The sequence below is a fragment of the Bacillus oleivorans genome (assembly GCF_900207585.1).
GTDB lineage: Bacteria > Bacillota > Bacilli > Bacillales > JC228 > Bacillus_BF > Bacillus_BF oleivorans.
Genome location: NZ_OAOP01000002.1, coordinates 478286 through 495308 on the forward strand (window position 1 = coordinate 478286; position 17023 = coordinate 495308).

Below are 17023 nucleotides of genomic sequence, written 5' to 3' on the forward strand. Positions count from 1 at the left end.
AATCCTGATAAAGAAAAGCTTCTGAATGGACTCATGAGACATCCTTTGAAACGTTTGGAGTAGAGGGATGCGGACCCCGCCGTTATCCGGGAAGGGATTGTTTTTTGGAATCCCGAAAAGAGTGGGAGCGTATACGCTCCAACTAGAGGTGGTACCGCGGTAATTCGTCCTCTTCTTGTACATGTTTTTCGTGCAGGAAGAGGGCTTTTTTTATTATTAAGTATAGCAGAGATTTAGAAAGGAGAGTTTAGCCTGAGATGAGGAAAGAGCAGAGTGTGTTTTTTCATGCAGAAGAAATTGAAGGAGATACATTAACTCCAATTGTAATCTTTCAACAAATTCCAGGAAAAAAGAAATGTCTATTAGAAAGTTCAAGTAAACACCAGGAAAACGGCCGCTTTTCATTTATTGCGGCAAATCCTTACCTGGAAATAAAGTCAAAAGCTGAGGAACACGAAATTATTAAAAACGATCAAAGTATCGAGCTAAAAAAGGGTCAAACGATTGAAATTTTGAAACAAATGATTCCACACATTGATTCATTACCAAGCTATCCATTTGTCGGAGGTGCGGTAGGAGTCATTGGCTATGATATCATTCGCCAATATGAGAATATTGGCAATGTTATCCAGGATTCTATGGAACTGCCAGATGCTCATTTAATGGTGTATCAAAATGTTTGTATCTATGATCATCTCCTGCAAAAGGTAATACTGATTTCAGTTTCATTTACGAGTCAACAGGACGCGATTGAACGAGTTGAAGAAGTAAAAAATAGACTAGAAAACCAACAGCCTGTATTTTCAAAAGTTTTCTTTAAAACTGCAGGCGTTCAATCCAACACAACGAAGGAGCAATTTATCGCGAATGTGAAAAAGGCTAAGTCATTAATCCAGCAGGGGGAAATTTTTCAGGTCGTGTTATCGCAAAGACTCCAAAGTTCATTCGAAGGGGAACCTTTTACGTTTTATCGTGAATTGAGAAGATCCAATCCGTCGCCATATATGTTCTATATTGATTTTTCTGATTATATCGTTCTCGGCGCTTCACCGGAAAGTTTATTAAAAACAGAGGGTAATGAGATGATTACAAACCCGATTGCGGGAACAAGGCCACGGGGAAAAACCGCAAAAGAAGATGAGCATCTAAAAGAAGAACTGTTAGCTGATCAAAAGGAAAGAGCCGAGCATGATATGCTTGTTGATTTGAGCCGGAATGACCTGGGAAGGGTTGCAAAGATTGGAACAGTTCGTGTTTCAAGATACATGGAAGTCGAAAAATTTCAGCATGTCATGCATCTTGTTTCAGAGGTTAAAGGGGTCTTAAGGGATGATGTTCATCCCTTAGATGCCTTAGCAGTCTCACTTCCAGCCGGCACTGTGTCAGGAGCACCTAAAATTAGAGCCATGACAATCTTGAATGAACTGGAAAAAGAAAAGCGCGGTCTTTATTCTGGTGCAGTTGGTTATATATCCTTCAATGGACATTTGGATTTTGCACTTGCAATAAGAACCATGATTATCAAGGAAAATCAGGCTTATGTTCAAGCGGGAGCAGGCATTGTGTATGACTCAGACCCAGAAAAAGAGTATGAAGAAACGTTAAATAAAGCCCGCTCTTTGCTGGAGGTGAAATCATGATTTTGTTAATTGATAATTACGATTCTTTTACATTTAATCTTTATCAGATGATTGCTGCTCAGGCAGAAGTCGTCGTTTATCGCAATGATGAAATTTCTATCGAAGATGTATGCCGGATGAACCCGGATGGAATTGTGATATCTCCTGGACCTGGCCGGCCAGAAGATGCGGGAATTTGTGTCGATGTCATTCAACATTTCGCAAGCGATGTCGCGATTTTAGGAGTTTGTTTAGGTCATCAGGCGATTGGGCTAGCTTTTGGTGCCGAGGTAATACAGGCGAAATACATTAAACATGGAAAAAGGTCGAAGATTCAGCATCAAGAAGTTGGACTGTTTACAGATGTTCCCAATCCAGTAGAGGTAATGCGCTATCATTCATTGGTTGTAGACCCGCAAACACTTCCGACTGAATTAATCATAATCGCTGAATCGATTGATGATCAAGAAATTATGGCACTGGAGCATCAGTCGTACCCAGTCTATGGTGTTCAATTCCACCCTGAGTCAATTGGCACAGACAAGGGGAACATGCTGATTAAAAACTTTTTAAAACAATGCAGGAGGACGGTCAACCATGCAAAAGTTTTTACTGAAACTAAGTGAGGGAGCATCTTTAAGCAAGGACGAAATGAAAACTGCAGCTGGAGAAATGTTCAAGGAACACACAACTGAAAGTGAAATTGCCGCACTGCTAATGGCACTAAAATTAAAGGGCGAAACTGTGGATGAAATTACAGGTCTTGTCGAAGCATTGCTTGATAAAGCCGTCCGATTTCAAAAAAAGATACCGGGATTGATTGATAACTGCGGAACGGGGGGAGACGGTTCTAAGAGTTTTAATATTAGTACAACTTCTGCTTTTGTTTTGGCTGGGGCAGGACTGAAAGTTGCCAAGCACGGCAATAGAAGCATCACATCGCGATCAGGAAGCGCAGATGTTCTAGAAAACTTAGGAGTTTCTTTGAACATGTCATCAGCTGAAGTCGAAGATACGATTGAACAAATCGGGATTGCATTCTTATTTGCACCTCATGTTCATCCGATGATGAAAAAGATTATGAATGTGCGCCGGTCCCTAAATATCCCGACTATTTTTAATCTAATAGGTCCTTTAACAAATCCACTTCCTTTAGAAACGCAAGTTATTGGGGTCTATAGAAAAGATCTCCTCACGGTTTTTGCGGAAGTTTTGCGTAATTTAGGTCGAAAAAGGGCCGTGCTTTTGCATGGAGCAGGGGGCTTAGACGAAGCTACCCTTGCCGGAGAAAATTATTATGTTTTACTCGAAAGCGGCAGGATTACAGAGCATAGCTTCACCCCAGAGGATGTTGGATTAAAACGGGTTGGAAAGGAAGAAATCGTTGGCGGTGATGCAAATCTCAATGCCAAAATTTTGCGGGATGTCTTAAAGGGAAAAGAAGGTCCTCATCTCGATACAGTTTTATTAAATGCTGGAATTGGGTTATTTACGAGCGGGATGGTTATGACTATTCAAGAGGGGATTCATGAAGCAAGAAAAAGTATTTTTTCTGGTAAAGCTTTTGACATATTGGAACAACTGATTTCGATCAGCAGTAAAAGAGAGGTAATATAGATGACAACAATTTTGGATGAAATTCTGGCTGTAAAACAAAAGGAAGTCGAACGGCTGAAAGATGTAAATACATGGAATTTCCCGGAGAATCCTAAGGAAACACACGCCTTAACAAAAGTTCTTAAGCAAAAAGAAGATATAAGTATCATTGCAGAATTTAAACGGGCTTCTCCATCAAAGGGAATTATTAATACGGATGCAGATCCTGTTAAACAAGCAATTAGGTATATGGAAAATGGGGCAGATGTTATATCTGTTTTAACCGACTCGATCTTTTTCAAAGGAAGCTATTATGATCTTCAGGATATACAGAATGCCGTGAACCTGCCGGTTTTATGTAAAGACTTTGTTATTGATGAGGTGCAAATCCACCGTGCACTTCACGTCGGCGCCACTGTTGTTTTACTGATTGCAGCGGCACTAACTGATCAAAAACTTAAACAGCTCTATCGATATGCCTCTTCATTAAGCCTTGATGCCATTGTGGAAGTGCACAATGAAGAAGAACTAGAAAGAGCCCTGGCAATCGATGCCTCTATTATTGGAGTTAACAACCGCGATTTGAAGACATTTACGATTGACATATCCACATCTGAAAAATTGGGACCTGTCATCCGGAAAGAAGGTAAGTTTTTTATCGCCGAAAGCGGGATTCAAACTAAAGACGATGTAATCCGTGTTCGAGATGCCGGAGCTCATGCTATTTTGGTCGGGGAAGCATTCATGACAAGCAGGTCTGTCAAGGAAACCATTTCGGACTTTAAAGTTCCGGTGTTAAAAGGGTGAGGAAGATGAGAGTAAAAATTTGCGGGTTATCAGATGAAACTGCTGTACATGCGGCTGTTTTTAATGGTGCAGATGCGATTGGCTTTGTTTTTGCAGAAAGCAAAAGAAAAGTAGATCCATATAAGGTCACAGAAATAGCAAAACATGTACCCAAACATGTCAAAAAGGTCGGAGTATTTGTCAATGAGCCGAAAGAAAAAATTGATGAAATCGCACAGATGTGCAAACTCGATATCATCCAATTACATGGAGACGAAAATGAAGAGTTTGCTAAGAGCATATCTTTCCCTGTTATAAAGGCATTTGGTATTAGCAGCGAAGAGGACTTAGAAAAAGTGAAAGCATATCCGGCTGAATATGTTCTTCTCGACAGTCCTAAGGGAACATATCGGGGAGGCAATGGCACTTCATTTGATTGGAATCTTCTGCAAAGTGCAGATCTCCCGCAAAAAGTGATCATTGCTGGCGGACTCAAAGAAGATAATGTCCAAAGCTTGTTAAACAAGGTGACCCCCTACATGGTTGATGTCTCAAGTGGTGTGGAAACAGACGGGAAAAAGGACTTGGAAAAAATAAAGAGATTCATAGAAAAAGTGAAAATGACAAAGGAGGCAGTCCGATGAAAGGATATACTTTACCTAATGAGACAGGCCATTTTGGAAGATTCGGGGGACGATATATTCCAGAAACACTAATGCAGGCTGTATTTGAATTAGAGGATGCCTATAACAAGGCGCAACAAGACCCAGACTTTCAAAAAGAGCTGGACTACTATTTAAAAGAATATGTCGGACGCCAAACCCCACTCTATTACGCGGAAAACTTAACGAATGCGATAGGCGGAGCGAAGATTTATTTAAAACGCGAGGATTTAAACCATACAGGTGCCCATAAAATTAACAATACGATGGGGCAGGCGCTGCTTGCCGTGCGTATGGGCAAAAGGAAAATTGTCGCTGAAACTGGTGCAGGTCAACATGGTGTTGCGACAGCAACGGTTTGTGCCTTACTTAATTTGGAATGCGTTGTGTTTATGGGAGCTGAAGATGTACGGAGACAAAAGCTCAATGTCTTTCGCATGGAGCTGCTCGGGGCAAAGGTTGTTAGTGTAGAGCAGGGAAGCGGAACGTTAAAGGATGCGGTCAATGAAGCATTACGTTATTGGGTGACACATGTAGAAGATACTCACTATATTATTGGTTCTGTATTAGGACCTCATCCTTTTCCAAAAATGGTTCGAGATTTTCAGAGTATTATAGGAAAAGAGACAAAGGAGCAAATTCTCGTTAAAGAAGGAAAGCTGCCTAATGCGGTGGTTGCTTGTATTGGCGGCGGAAGCAACGCTATCGGAATGTTTTACCCGTTTATTGAGGACGAAAAGGTTCAACTTTATGGAGTTGAAGCTGCAGGTTCAGGTATTGAAACAGGTCTCCATGCGGCTTCTTTGACTGAAGGAAAGGTTGGCGTGCTGCATGGTTCGATGATGTATCTCCTTCAAAACGAAGACGGCCAAATCCAAGAGGCCCATTCGATTTCGGCCGGATTGGATTATCCAGGGGTGGGTCCCGAACATAGCTATTTGCATGAAGCAGGAAGAGTTCAATATCACTCCATTACGGATAAGGAAGCATTAGAAGGGTTCCAGCTGCTCTCTAAAACAGAAGGGATCATCCCTGCATTAGAGAGTTCCCATGCTGTCGCATTTGCCGCCAAGCTAGCAAAAAACTTACGTTCTGACCAGACTTTAGTGATTTGTCTCTCAGGACGCGGTGATAAAGATGTAGAACAAGTGAAATCCTTTTTAGGGGGCCAAACAAATGGGTAAAGAACGGATTGAAGCTGCCTTACAAAACGTTTTGAATCAAGGAGATAAAGCATTTGTTCCGTATATCATGGCAGGAGATGACGGACTAGAAACGTTAGAAAGTAAGCTTAATTTTCTACAAAATCATGGAGCAACCCTTATAGAGTTGGGAGTTCCGTTTTCTGATCCTGTCGCTGATGGACCAACAATCCAGGCTGCAGGGATTCGCTCACTGTCTGCAGGGACAACTTTAGAAAAGATCCTGGATCGATTAAAAACAATTAGGAATGACATACATGTTCCCATTGTTTTAATGACCTATATCAATCCATTATTGCAATTTGGGATAGAGCGGCTTGCAAAGGAAGCATCTGAGGCAGGTGTCGACGGATTCATTATTCCTGATGTTCCATTCGAAGAAGAGGGGATCATAGCTCCTCTGCTAAAGGATGCAGGAATCGCCTTAATTCAATTGGTGACTATTACAAGTCCAATTCAGCGCATTGAAAAAATCGTAAATCACTCAGAGGGTTTTGTTTATGCGGTAACAGTAGCTGGAATCACAGGTGCAAGGAAATCTCTTCAATCCAGTCTTCATCAATATTTACAGACTGTTAAAAAGCTAAGTCCAATTCCCGTACTTGCCGGTTTTGGCATATCAACACCTGAACAAGTAAGAGACACGACTCAATATTGTGATGGGGTTGTAGCAGGGAGTAAGGTTATTGAGCTTTTTCAAGAAGGAAAGCATGAAGAATTAATTTCGCTTATGAAAGCGAGTCAGAAGATGAAAAAATAAGGAAAAAACGGCGGTGCTTGTAAAGGTACTGCCGTTTTCATATCTCGATTATGATTCCAAAAGAGGAAGTCAAACTTGTTCAATTGTCTGTCGCAGCCTTTTAGCCAGTGAAAGCGCAATGGAGCTGTCACCGTGTACACATACTGTATCTGCTTTAATTGAGACCCATTCACCAGACACGGTTCGAACTTTTCCTTGTTGGATAAAGCCAAGTACTTGCTCAACCGCTTGTTTTTCATCATGGATGAGGGCATTAGCCTGTGTTCTTGGAGTAAGGGTTCCATCAGCCTGATAGGTTCTGTCTGCAAATACTTCGTGATAAACAGTGAGTCCATGCTTTTCGCCAACGGATGCCAGCACGCTTCCAGAGAGTGCATACAATTTTAACACAGGATTAAAATCTTTTATCGCTTGAACAATGGCTAGGGCATAAGCCTCATTTACACTTGCCATATTGTATAAAGCACCATGAGGCTTCACATGGTGTAATGGATAGTTTTTTGCTTTTAAAAAGCCTGATAATGCACCAAGCTGGTATAGCGTGATGTTGTATATCTCACTTGCTGCCATTACGATAGTCCTTCTGCCAAACCCTTGAAGATCCGGAAATCCAGGATGGGCACCTATATTTAAATGATTAGTTATGGCCATATCTACTGTTTTTTTCATAACATCGGGGTCACCTGCATGAAAACCGCAGGCAATATTCACTGAAGTAACTTCCTTCATGATCGCTTCGTCTTGGCCCAGCTGATATTGGCCAAAACTTTCTCCCAAATCACAATTTAGATCAATCATAACGGACACCTCTGCCACAAGATTCGTTTTTTGAAAAAGGATAATGTTTGATTAAGATCTTTTTTAATCTGATAAGCTTCGTCTAGGGAAACTTCCCGGAAATAGATCTGATCCCCTGGACGTTTTTGGCCAAGAACGGACAAATCTGATGAAATAACTGTTCCGATTTTTGGATAGCCTCCTGTGACCTGACTGTCTCGCATTAATACTATTGGCTTTCCGTTTGGGGGAATTTGTATCGTACCTGGAGTTGTTCCCTCAGTAACTAGTTCCTGGCCCTTTAGTATATCTATGGCCATTCCATCAAGACGATAACCCATTCTGTCAGATTGAGGGGTAATCGTAAAGGGCGTAGCTTGAAAAAATGAAAACATCTCAGAAGAGAACCAATCCGCCTGATTCCCTTTTATAAATCGAATTGTGTTATTTCTATATAAATTTTCAAGTAATGAATGGCTTAAAAACCATCTGTTTTTCGGAAAATGGGTTGGCGGTGAGAACGGAATCAAATCCCCTTTTAATAACGGTCTTCCATTAAGACCTCCAAATTTTCCCCTTGTATATGTACTATAGCTATTCATTATTTTTTCAATGTGAAATCCGCCTTGAACCGCCATATAGGCTCTTGCCGCTGTTCTATTGGACTCTAACCGTAATACGTTTCCCGCCTTGATTAGTATAGCCTGAAAAAGTTGGTATGGTTCGCCATCGACTACTGGAACAAAGCCTTTCCCGCCGACAGCAATTAATGCATCGCTTTCGAATAAAAGTTCGGGACCTATCAAGGTACATTCCAAAACGGGAGCCGTTTCATCGTTAAATACAATCCAGTTCGTCACTTTGCAGCTGATATCATCCATTGCACCGGAAATCGGCACCCCAATATTACGGTAAGAAACCCTTCCAACATCTTGGATGGTTGTATGAAATCCTTCTTTTAATATTCGAATTGCCATCGCGAACCCTTCCAATCTATAAATTCATCAAATCTAAGAGGGATGAGCTTTACGAGATCACCTGGGCGAAAAAAAGCAGGAGAAGGGCTTTTACTATTAAATAGCTCAATGGGAGTTTTTCCGATAATGTTCCAGCCGCCTGGTGTTTCGAGTGAATAGATCCCAGTCTGCTTTCCCGCAATTCCAACTGATCCGGGAGCAATTTTAAGTCTTGGAGTTGCTTTTCTGGGAAAGGCAAGACGCTGATCGAGTCCTGAAAAAAAAGGAAAACCAGGGGAAAAGCCAATAAATCGAACTTCATATAACGGTGAAGAATGAAGTTGAATTACATCCTCTACGCTATAACCCAACTGTTCTGCTAGTGATTCGAGATCTGGACCTACTCTCGGATCATAACAAACAGGAACCTGAAGCTTCCGATGATTTTGATTTTTTTGTATGGACGAAAGAGTCGCCAGGATTTGTTCAATATGATTTTTTATATAGCAGAGGGGACCGTTTCCTTTTTCGAATTGGGGGATAAAATAGAGTGTAACTGTATGGTAGGAACAGACTTCTTCAATAAATCCCACAAACGGATTCTCTTTGATAGTTTCAGCAAAAATTCTTGCCTTTTTATGTATATTGGGATTATCTGCTGGCAAAAAGGAAATGATGAGAGCTTCGTCACCCAAAGGTTCAATGGTATAGGTCATAGTTAAGAATCCCCTTTATGTTCAAGTAAAGCGAAATCATTTATTATAGTATCAACGATTGTTCGATCTGACAATGAGAAATGGGAGAGAGTGATAAAGGGTGGATTGCACACTGGAGCAATATTTAAAGACAAAAGATAACTACGTATTGATCGATGTTCGCTCCCCGCAGGAATATAAGGAGGGGCACATCCCGTATGCGGTTAATGTTCCTTTATTTTCTGATGAAGAAAGGGCGAAGGTAGGTACTGCCTATAAACAGCAAGGGAAGAAGCAGGCTCAATGGCTTGGGATGGAGATTGTATCCCCTAAAATACCAAACCTTTTACAGCAAATTAAAAGAATTGACGAATTTGGTAAAACACCTTTAATTTATTGCTTTCGGGGCGGGTTAAGATCGATTTCCGTTGCTCAATTTTGTCAATTATCAGGACTGTCTGTTTTACGTCTGCAGGGTGGGTATAAAGCGTACAGAACGTATATTGCGGATGCACTGGAACAACTGATCCCAGAAAAAGCATTCGTTCTGCATGGACTGACTGGAACGGGCAAAACCGAAATTCTCAAGAGGCTAAGGGAAAAAGAAATGCCTGTAGTGGATCTGGAAGAGATTGCAGGACACAGAGGATCTCTTTTCGGTCACATGGGGCTAGAAGTTAGTTCACAAAGAATGTTTGATGCGTACCTTTATGAAACCTTGGTCTCTATTCAGCCGCATTCCTATTTTATAATGGAAGCTGAAAGTAAAAGAATCGGAAACTCGGTCCTGCCAGAGCGGCTATTACAGGTTAAAAAAGCGGGAGTTCCTATTATCATTAGCTGCTCCTTTGAAAATAGAGTGAAAAGAATAATAGAAGAATATATTATTCCTTATGAACAGCAAGACTGGTTTGAAGAAACAGTTGAAGAGATTTTATTAAGGTTTTGGAAGTACATGAGAGGACAATCCATATGGAAAGATGTCAAGGAATCCTGGCAGAAAAAAGATTATCCTAAGTTTGTTTCAATGCTGCTGGAACAATATTATGATCCCAAATATCTTCATAAACAAAAAGATTATAGGATGGAGCATGGAAAGGTCTATACAGTAGATTCCACTAATATTGATGAAGCTGTTTCTGCTATTCAAAATATTGTATCGAAAACAGAACTAAACATAAGCTAAGAAGGACACTTTATATCAGGTGTTCTTTTATTGTCCCTAATATGGAAATATAGTGTTTTAAGCTTATGAAAATAGTTGGAATTATTGGTGTAGAACTATTGGCATTTTGGTCCAATAGTAGTAAGATTGTATCGGTTGAAGAAAACTACCAGAGAATATTTTTTCGCAAAAATTTACATTTGTGTTACTTTTATTTTTTCAACTGTGAATGAAATAGAATGTTTAGAAAAGTCTTACTATTTGGAAGTGTTTTTTTTCCTTTGTAGATAACGCTTTACAGTGATAAAATAACAATGTGAAAGCGTTTATCTTACATTACAATAATTTTATTCACATACCGTTCAAAGGAGTTTAGAAATAGATAATAGTGGGAATGGTATGGCAGATTACTACGTGGAGGGTTCATTAATCATGAGTAAAGGTGCTGGACGCCTTATCAGTCCGTGGGAAAAATTTCACGGTCCGAACCTAGGCTATATTATGGAAGCCTATGAATTATATTTGCAAAATCCAGAAGAGGTTGACCCCGAGCTTGCTGCATTATTCCAAGAATGGGGTGCGCCGGTTGTTACAAATGGAGATCCTTCTCAACCAAACGTCAGCTTCCAACCTAGTTTTACACAGGGGGTCTCACCAGATCAGCTCCTTAAAGCTGTTCAGGCAGTTAAACTTGCAGAAAATATCCGTTCTTATGGACATTTAGCTGCAGACATTAATCCGCTGCAAAACCAAGAAAAAGATACATCCAGAATGGAGCTTGGTGAATATGGGCTTGACTCGGAAGATCTTAGAGGTCTGCCGAGTACGTTCATTATACAAAATCCTCCTAAGGCTGTTAAAAATGCGTTGGATGCGATTGAACATCTAAAGCGGGTGTATACGAGATCATTAGCATTTGAATTGCATCATGTACACGATCAAGAGGAGAAAAACTGGCTAAGAAATATGGTTGAATCTGAAGACTATTTCCCGGCTATAACTCCTGAGAAACAAAAAGAAACTTTAAAGCGTCTTGCTGAAGTAGAAGGGTTTGAAAGCTTCTTACACCGTACTTTTGTAGGGCAAAAACGTTTTAGTATTGAAGGGGTAGATACACTTGTTCCGCTTCTGGATGAAATTATTTCTGAATCGGTTCAAAGCGGTGCTTCCAACGTTAATATTGGGATGGCTCACCGTGGACGTTTAAATGTGCTCGCACATGTTCTTGGCAAACCATATGAAATGATTTTTGCAGAATTCCAGCACGCACCTAACAAAGACCTGGTTCCATCTGAAGGTTCAATTGGAATCAATTACGGCTGGACTGGTGATGTGAAATACCATTTAGGACTTGACCGACAAATTAAGAGTGATAATGTACAAAAAGCTCGCATTACTTTAGCTAATAACCCTAGTCACCTTGAATTTGTTAATCCGATTGTAGTTGGATACACTCGCGCGGCTCAAGAAAAACGAAATAAAGCCGGTTTTCCAGATCAGGATACAACTTCTTCCTTTGCAATCTTGATTCATGGAGATGCAGCATTTCCAGGACAAGGAATCAATGCAGAGACACTAAACCTTAGTAAATTAAGGGGTTATCATACAGGCGGAACCATTCATATTATTGCTAACAATATGATTGGATTTACAACAGAAAGCGAAGATTCGCGTTCAACTAAGTATGCAAGCGACTTGGCGAAAGGCTACGAAATTCCAATTGTACACGTTAATGCAGATGATCCGGAAGCCGTTTTAGCTGCCGCTCATTTCGCAACATTATATCGAAAGACATTCCAAAAGGATTTCTTAATCGATTTAATTGGATATCGCCGCTACGGGCATAACGAAATGGATGAACCAGTAGCTACCAATCCATTAATGTATAAGATTATTCATAACCGCCCTACGATTAAAAATCTTTATTTTGAAAACCTAAAACAAAAAGGAATCGTAAATGAAAACGAATTAAAAGAGATTGATCAAACAATCGAATCAAAGTTAAAGGCGGCTTACGATAAAGTTCCTAAAAACAGTGAAGAGCTCGATACAGAAATGAGACCTCCGGAAATCGTTGAAAAAGGTTTTCCAAAGATCAATACCGCTGTTGAAGAAAAAGCGTTAGCTGCTTTAAATGAAGATCTTTTAAAATGGCCTGAAGGATTTAAAGTATTTAACAAACTTGAAAAAATCTTAAAGCGTCGTTCAAAAGCCTTTAAAGAAGGTAAAATCGATTGGGCTCATGCGGAAGCACTTGCATTTGCAAGTATTATTTCTGAGGGCACTCCGATTCGTTTGACTGGTCAAGACTCTGAGAGAGGAACCTTTGCTCACCGTCATATCGTTTTACATGATAGTGAAACCGGAAATGTGTTCTCTCCATTGCATAACCTGCCAAATGGAAAGGCAAGCTTCGCTATTCATAACAGTCCGTTATCTGAAGCAGGCGTATTAGGATTTGAATACGGATATAACGTATTTGCTCCTGAAACACTCGTTTTATGGGAAGCCCAATTCGGAGATTTTGCTAACACTGCTCAAGTTATGTTTGATCAATTTATCGCAGCAGGCCGAGCAAAGTGGGGCCAAAAATCAGGTTTAGTGATGCTCTTGCCTCATGGATATGAAGGGCAAGGTCCAGAACACTCCAGTGCCCGCTTAGAGCGCTTCTTGCAGCTGGCAGCTGAAAATAACTGGACAGTAGCCAATCTATCAAATGCTGCACAATATTTTCATATTTTAAGACGCCAAGCGTTAATGCTGCAAAAAGAAGAAATTCGTCCATTAGTAATAATGACACCTAAGAGCTTATTAAGACATCCGCTTGCTGCGGCTTCATCTAGTGAACTTAATCAGGGTGAATTCCAGCCGATTGTCAATCAGCCTGGTTCTGGTGAAAAGGCAGAAAAAGTGGAACGTCTGGTCATTGGTTCCGGTAAGGTTATGATCGATGTGCAGGAAGAAATGAGCAAAGCAGAAACTGACATTAACTGGCTTCATGTAGCAAGATTAGAGGAAATCTATCCATTCCCAATGAATGATATGAAGGCATTAATTTCATCCTTCAAAAACCTTAAAGAAATTGTTTGGGTTCAAGAAGAACCGAAAAATATGGGAGCTTGGAACTTTGTAGAACCACGAATAAAGGAATTGGCTCCTAAAGGTGTTACTGTTAATTATGTAGGTCGCCGCAGAAGATCAAGTACGGCTGAGGGCGATCCGATTGTTCATAAGAAAGAACAAGCTCGTATCATTAATGAAGCTATCACACGCTAATCACATTAAGGGGGACATTGCAGTGGCAGAAGTAAAAGTGCCAGAGCTTGCCGAATCTATAACTGAAGGTACAATTGCTCAATGGCTTAAAAAACCAGGTGAATTTGTTGAAAAAGGAGAATACATTGTTGAACTAGAAACAGATAAAGTCAACGTTGAAATTATCTCCGACGAAGCAGGTGTGTTAAAAGAACAACTTAAAGGGGAAGGTGACACTGTTTTAGTAGGAGAGGTCATTGCCATTGTTGACAATGCTGCTTCTCCTGGAGCCGAGCCGCCAGCTGCTGAAGCGCCTGTTGCTGCGGAATCAAAAGAACAGCCAAAACAAGAACCAAAACAAGCAGTTGCAGCAGCTGCTGAAACTTCAGCTAACAATCGACCAATTGCTTCTCCGGCTGCCCGGAAGCTAGCTCGCGAGAAAGGGATCGATTTAAGTCAAGTTCCAACAGTAGACCCGCTTGGAAGAGTCAGAAAACAAGATGTAGATTCTTATCAAAATCAGCCGGCACAAGCTCCAAGCCAACCTGTAGCTGCTGCTCAGCCAGCTGCCGTTGTAGCGGATGGCAAGCCAGTTGAAAGAATCAAAATGACTCGCCGCCGTCAAACGATTGCGAAACGTCTGGTTGATGTTCAACACACAGCAGCTATGTTAACTACTTTTAATGAAGTAGATATGACAGCTGTAATGGATTTAAGAAAACGCCGCAAAGACCAGTTCCAAGCTGAAAATGACGTTAAATTAGGTTTCATGTCATTCTTTACAAAAGCCGTAACGATTGCACTTAAAAAGTTCCCATTATTAAATGCGGAAATTGATGGCGATGAAATCATCAAGAAAAACTTCTACGATATCGGCATTGCAGTATCAACTGACGAAGGCTTGATTGTACCAGTTGTTCGTGACACAGACCGCAAATCTTTCGCCGATATTGAAAGAGACATCGCGGACTTAGCTAAAAAAGCTCGTGATAAGAAATTAGGTCTTAATGAACTTCAAGGCGGTACATTCACAATTACAAACGGTGGGACATTCGGTTCTCTTCTTTCAACACCAATCTTAAACGCGCCGCAAGTTGGTATTCTTGGAATGCACACGATTCAAAACAGACCGGTTGCGATTGAAGATAGAGTTGAAATCCGTCCAATGATGTACATTGCCCTATCCTACGACCACAGAATCGTTGATGGTAAAGAAGCCGTAAGCTTCCTTGTAAAAGTTAAACAGCTATTAGAAGATCCTGAACAATTGCTTCTAGGATAATAAACAGAAAAACCCCTTTGGTAACCTAAGTTACTGAAGGGGTTTTGCAGTTTTTTCACTCTCTCCGACTTCAGATGTATGAATTTATCTGCTGAGGAAGGATTCAAGTTCATTCGGTTAGCCGATGAGACATTTAAGTAGGAGCCATACAATGAAAGTAGTAAACGAAGGGGAGAGATGAATTAATGTATCATTATGACTACGTTCATTTATATTTATACAACCAGTATGCAGAAGCGGTTAATAAACTGGAACGGGATAGAATTGTTAGGAAAGAGAGTTATTTTGAAAAATATACGACGCTTTTATCGAAAATTTGGAGCTGACATTTGGAGGAACCTTGTCTAAAATGGTGCCGAGTTTGGAATAACAGGTGGAGAGTTTGGAATAATGGTTGCAAAGTCTGGAATAAATAGAATGGGTGCTAAGTCCGGAATAAAGGGTGCTGAGTCCGGAATAACAGGGCGGCGAGTTCTAAAATAAGGTTCTGAGTTCCAAAAAGCGGCCAATATGTTCAAAAATCCCACTGGAGTCCCGAAAAAACCTCACTTAAGTACGAAAAAAGAAAGTAAAGTTCCTTAAAAGAGAGCTGAGTTCCGATAAAAAGGAACACAGCTCCAAATCCATTTTCTGATAGGGCTAGACCAAATATTAAACTAAGCAGGTTTTAAGATCTTTTACAAGCAGTTGAGTAAAAGGGGTTCTTTCCATTATACTAAAGATAAGTTCGTTTTTAGGAGGAATAAGATGCAACATCTATCATGGTCCACCAAACCAACGATTAAACAAGTTAAATGTGTACATACAGACGCTAAAAAATACATGGTGGAAAATGTGTTAACGCCAGGTAAAACATATGATGTAAAAAATGAAACCGAAGAATTCTACTTTGTTGTGGATGACACAGGGCAAGTTGGCGGTTTCTATAAAGATTATTTTGAAGAAGTATAGGATCATGAAAATATTAAAAGTTGCCATTGGGCTATGTGGCAGCTTTTTTATTATATTTTTACCGAAAAGGGGGATATCTAATGGGGACTTACGTCTTTGTATACGGAACTTTACGGAAATATGAATCCAATCACGGTTACATTCAAAACAGTACGTGTAAGGCAAATCAAGCATGGGTGAAAGGGATTCTATACGATACAGGTGATGGATATCCAGCTTTGACTGTAGATGATAATTCAGGGCTGGTTTATGGGGAAGTTTATGAGGTAGATGCAGTGACACTTGAGAAAATAGACGATTTAGAAGATTATAAGGCTGATAGAGATGAGAATCTATATATGCGGATTGAAACAAATATTTACACAGATCAGGGCGTGTTAAAAGGATTTACTTACGTTGCGGGTAACCAAAGTCGATTAAGAAATAAAATTGACCTCGGTGACTGGAGAGTATATCAGTTTCTAAAAGAGAGACCAGCCAGTGTTTTCTACTTTGCTTATGGGTCTTGTATGGATCAAGAACGATTCGAACTGGCTAGGGCAGATAGCTATTTTCAAAAAGAAGTTGGGGCTGGTGTACTGCAAGGCTATTCAATGAAATATACATTTAGAGTTGAGGATGGAGGTAGAGCCGATATTGTCGAGGCAAACGACAGGTTAGAGGGGATTCTCTATGATTGCCCCCAAGATGCGGTTCCCTATTTATTTAAACGTGAAGGTGTCTATACCCAGTCTTACCGTCCAACTTTTGTCGATATTCAGGTAGGATACCAAGTATACCCATCTTGCTTAACATTTACGGTAGTTCATAAAAATGAAGAGATGGCTCCGCCTGTTCATTATGCAAAAGAAATCTTGAGGGGATCAAAAGGAAAAGTTAGTTCTTCTTATTATGAAAGGCTGATTAGACAATTGGAGGACTTAGAGTTTGATCTTGCCCATCAGGAGATAGATTCAATTATACAAAGTTAAAAATTTAAATAAGAATGGACTAGTATTTCGTAAGTGTTTCTTTATAGTGACTTACGGATTGTGCTAGTCCTTTTCTGTTAAATTTGGTTAATTTTAGGTATCCATCATTCCGGATTATAGTAAAATAGTGTAACTTTTTTGTAATGGGCGGAAGCACTATTCATTTCTTTTGAAAAAATAAGTAATTTGGCACAAGGAAAAAATGTGGTGAATAGGGAATCTTTGTAAAAACAAGCTATATAAATATAATAAGGAAGAATTTTTCTATTCTTGAAAGGAGGGATGCCGATGATTAAATAGAGATATTAGTAAATCCCCTCTCTGCCTCGGAAAAAAGACAACATGA

At 40.1% G+C, this 17023-nt stretch carries 15 protein-coding genes and 1 other annotated feature (1 of these 16 only partly in view); of the genes, 12 read left to right on the plus strand and 3 right to left on the minus strand.

Annotation, left to right across the window (positions count from 1 at the left end):
* Positions 1–175: a binding site (T-box leader), on the plus strand; it begins 64 nt to the left of the window's first position.
* Positions 176–257: 82 nt separating this feature from the next.
* Genes trpE through trpA form a run of 7 tightly spaced genes read left to right on the plus strand, consistent with a single transcriptional unit; the run spans position 258 to position 6625 of the window.
* Positions 258–1640, plus strand: a complete 1383-nt coding sequence (trpE, locus tag CRO56_RS05930) for an anthranilate synthase component I (RefSeq protein ID WP_097157692.1) — start codon at positions 258–260, stop codon at positions 1638–1640.
* Entirely contained in the window at positions 1637–2245 is a 609-nt protein-coding gene (locus CRO56_RS05935) for an anthranilate synthase component II (RefSeq protein ID WP_097157693.1), read from the plus strand. The genes trpE and CRO56_RS05935 overlap by 4 nt, the downstream gene beginning before the upstream one ends.
* Positions 2217–3236 carry an anthranilate phosphoribosyltransferase gene (trpD, locus tag CRO56_RS05940; RefSeq protein WP_097157694.1) on the plus strand — a complete coding sequence of 340 codons (1020 nt, stop codon included), beginning with the start codon at positions 2217–2219 and terminating at the stop codon, positions 3234–3236. Before CRO56_RS05935 ends, trpD begins: the two co-directional genes overlap by 29 nt.
* Positions 3237–4022 (plus strand): indole-3-glycerol phosphate synthase TrpC, encoded by a 786-nt coding sequence (gene trpC, locus CRO56_RS05945; protein ID WP_097157695.1) that lies wholly within the window; start codon positions 3237–3239, stop codon positions 4020–4022.
* Between the two features lie 5 nt (positions 4023–4027).
* On the plus strand, positions 4028–4645 hold the full coding sequence (locus CRO56_RS05950) for a phosphoribosylanthranilate isomerase (protein ID WP_097157696.1): 618 nt from the start codon (positions 4028–4030) through the stop codon (positions 4643–4645).
* On the plus strand, positions 4642–5847 hold the full coding sequence (trpB, locus tag CRO56_RS05955) for a tryptophan synthase subunit beta (RefSeq protein WP_097157697.1): 1206 nt from the start codon (positions 4642–4644) through the stop codon (positions 5845–5847). Before CRO56_RS05950 ends, trpB begins: the two co-directional genes overlap by 4 nt.
* Positions 5840–6625 (plus strand): tryptophan synthase subunit alpha, encoded by a 786-nt coding sequence (trpA, locus tag CRO56_RS05960; protein WP_097157698.1) that lies wholly within the window; start codon positions 5840–5842, stop codon positions 6623–6625. Before trpB ends, trpA begins: the two co-directional genes overlap by 8 nt.
* A 69-nt stretch (positions 6626–6694) precedes the next feature.
* Here trpA and CRO56_RS05965 read toward each other — a convergent pair whose 3' ends face one another.
* The 3 genes from CRO56_RS05965 to pxpB are packed head-to-tail and all read right to left on the minus strand — an operon-like array spanning position 6695 to position 9074.
* On the minus strand, positions 6695–7423 hold the full coding sequence (locus CRO56_RS05965; RefSeq protein ID WP_097157699.1) for a 5-oxoprolinase subunit PxpA: 729 nt from the start codon (positions 7421–7423) through the stop codon (positions 6695–6697).
* Positions 7420–8379, minus strand: coding sequence for a 5-oxoprolinase subunit C family protein (locus CRO56_RS05970; RefSeq protein ID WP_097157700.1), 960 nt, complete (start codon positions 8377–8379; stop codon positions 7420–7422). The genes CRO56_RS05965 and CRO56_RS05970 overlap by 4 nt, the downstream gene beginning before the upstream one ends.
* Positions 8361–9074: a 5-oxoprolinase subunit PxpB gene (gene pxpB, locus CRO56_RS05975; RefSeq protein WP_097157701.1), complete on the minus strand. Its 714-nt coding sequence runs from the start codon at positions 9072–9074 to the stop codon at positions 8361–8363. The genes CRO56_RS05970 and pxpB overlap by 19 nt, the downstream gene beginning before the upstream one ends.
* 100 nt (positions 9075–9174) lie before the next feature.
* Between pxpB and mnmH the strand changes: the two genes are divergently transcribed.
* The 5 genes from mnmH to CRO56_RS06000 all read left to right on the plus strand — a co-directional run bounded on the left by mnmH (position 9175) and on the right by CRO56_RS06000 (position 16677).
* Positions 9175–10239, plus strand: coding sequence for a tRNA 2-selenouridine(34) synthase MnmH (mnmH, locus tag CRO56_RS05980; protein ID WP_097157702.1), 1065 nt, complete (start codon positions 9175–9177; stop codon positions 10237–10239).
* Positions 10240–10650: 411 nt separating this feature from the next.
* Complete coding sequence (locus CRO56_RS05985) at positions 10651–13494, plus strand: 2-oxoglutarate dehydrogenase E1 component (RefSeq protein WP_097157703.1); 2844 nt, start codon at positions 10651–10653, stop codon at positions 13492–13494.
* 22 nt (positions 13495–13516) lie between these two features.
* The gene (gene odhB / locus CRO56_RS05990; RefSeq protein WP_097157704.1) at positions 13517–14755 is read left to right on the plus strand and encodes a 2-oxoglutarate dehydrogenase complex dihydrolipoyllysine-residue succinyltransferase; all 1239 of its coding nucleotides are present in this window, start codon (positions 13517–13519) and stop codon (positions 14753–14755) included.
* A gap of 747 nt (positions 14756–15502) precedes the next feature.
* Complete coding sequence (locus CRO56_RS05995) at positions 15503–15706, plus strand: DUF6501 family protein (RefSeq protein ID WP_097157705.1); 204 nt, start codon at positions 15503–15505, stop codon at positions 15704–15706.
* Positions 15707–15786: 80 nt separating this feature from the next.
* Complete coding sequence (locus CRO56_RS06000; protein ID WP_097157706.1) at positions 15787–16677, plus strand: gamma-glutamylcyclotransferase; 891 nt, start codon at positions 15787–15789, stop codon at positions 16675–16677.
* Positions 16678–17023 lie beyond the last annotated feature (346 nt).

Excerpts from the sequence above, each read along its gene's own strand:
- CRO56_RS05965 (WP_097157699.1), bottom strand. The coding sequence starts at position 7,423 with ATGATTGATCTAAATTGTGATTTGGGAGAAAGTTTTGGCCAATATCAG.
- trpE (WP_097157692.1), top strand. The coding sequence starts at position 258 with ATGAGGAAAGAGCAGAGTGTGTTTTTTCATGCAGAAGAAATTGAAGGA.
- trpD (WP_097157694.1), top strand. The coding sequence starts at position 2,217 with ATGCAAAAGTTTTTACTGAAACTAAGTGAGGGAGCATCTTTAAGCAAG.
- trpC (WP_097157695.1), top strand. The coding sequence starts at position 3,237 with ATGACAACAATTTTGGATGAAATTCTGGCTGTAAAACAAAAGGAAGTC.
- CRO56_RS05970 (WP_097157700.1), bottom strand. The coding sequence starts at position 8,379 with ATGGCAATTCGAATATTAAAAGAAGGATTTCATACAACCATCCAAGAT.
- CRO56_RS05995 (WP_097157705.1), top strand. The coding sequence starts at position 15,503 with ATGCAACATCTATCATGGTCCACCAAACCAACGATTAAACAAGTTAAA.
- CRO56_RS06000 (WP_097157706.1), top strand. The coding sequence starts at position 15,787 with ATGGGGACTTACGTCTTTGTATACGGAACTTTACGGAAATATGAATCC.
- trpA (WP_097157698.1), top strand. The coding sequence starts at position 5,840 with ATGGGTAAAGAACGGATTGAAGCTGCCTTACAAAACGTTTTGAATCAA.
- pxpB (WP_097157701.1), bottom strand. The coding sequence starts at position 9,074 with ATGACCTATACCATTGAACCTTTGGGTGACGAAGCTCTCATCATTTCC.
- CRO56_RS05935 (WP_097157693.1), top strand. The coding sequence starts at position 1,637 with ATGATTTTGTTAATTGATAATTACGATTCTTTTACATTTAATCTTTAT.
- CRO56_RS05950 (WP_097157696.1), top strand. The coding sequence starts at position 4,028 with ATGAGAGTAAAAATTTGCGGGTTATCAGATGAAACTGCTGTACATGCG.
- CRO56_RS05985 (WP_097157703.1), top strand. The coding sequence starts at position 10,651 with ATGAGTAAAGGTGCTGGACGCCTTATCAGTCCGTGGGAAAAATTTCAC.
- trpB (WP_097157697.1), top strand. The coding sequence starts at position 4,642 with ATGAAAGGATATACTTTACCTAATGAGACAGGCCATTTTGGAAGATTC.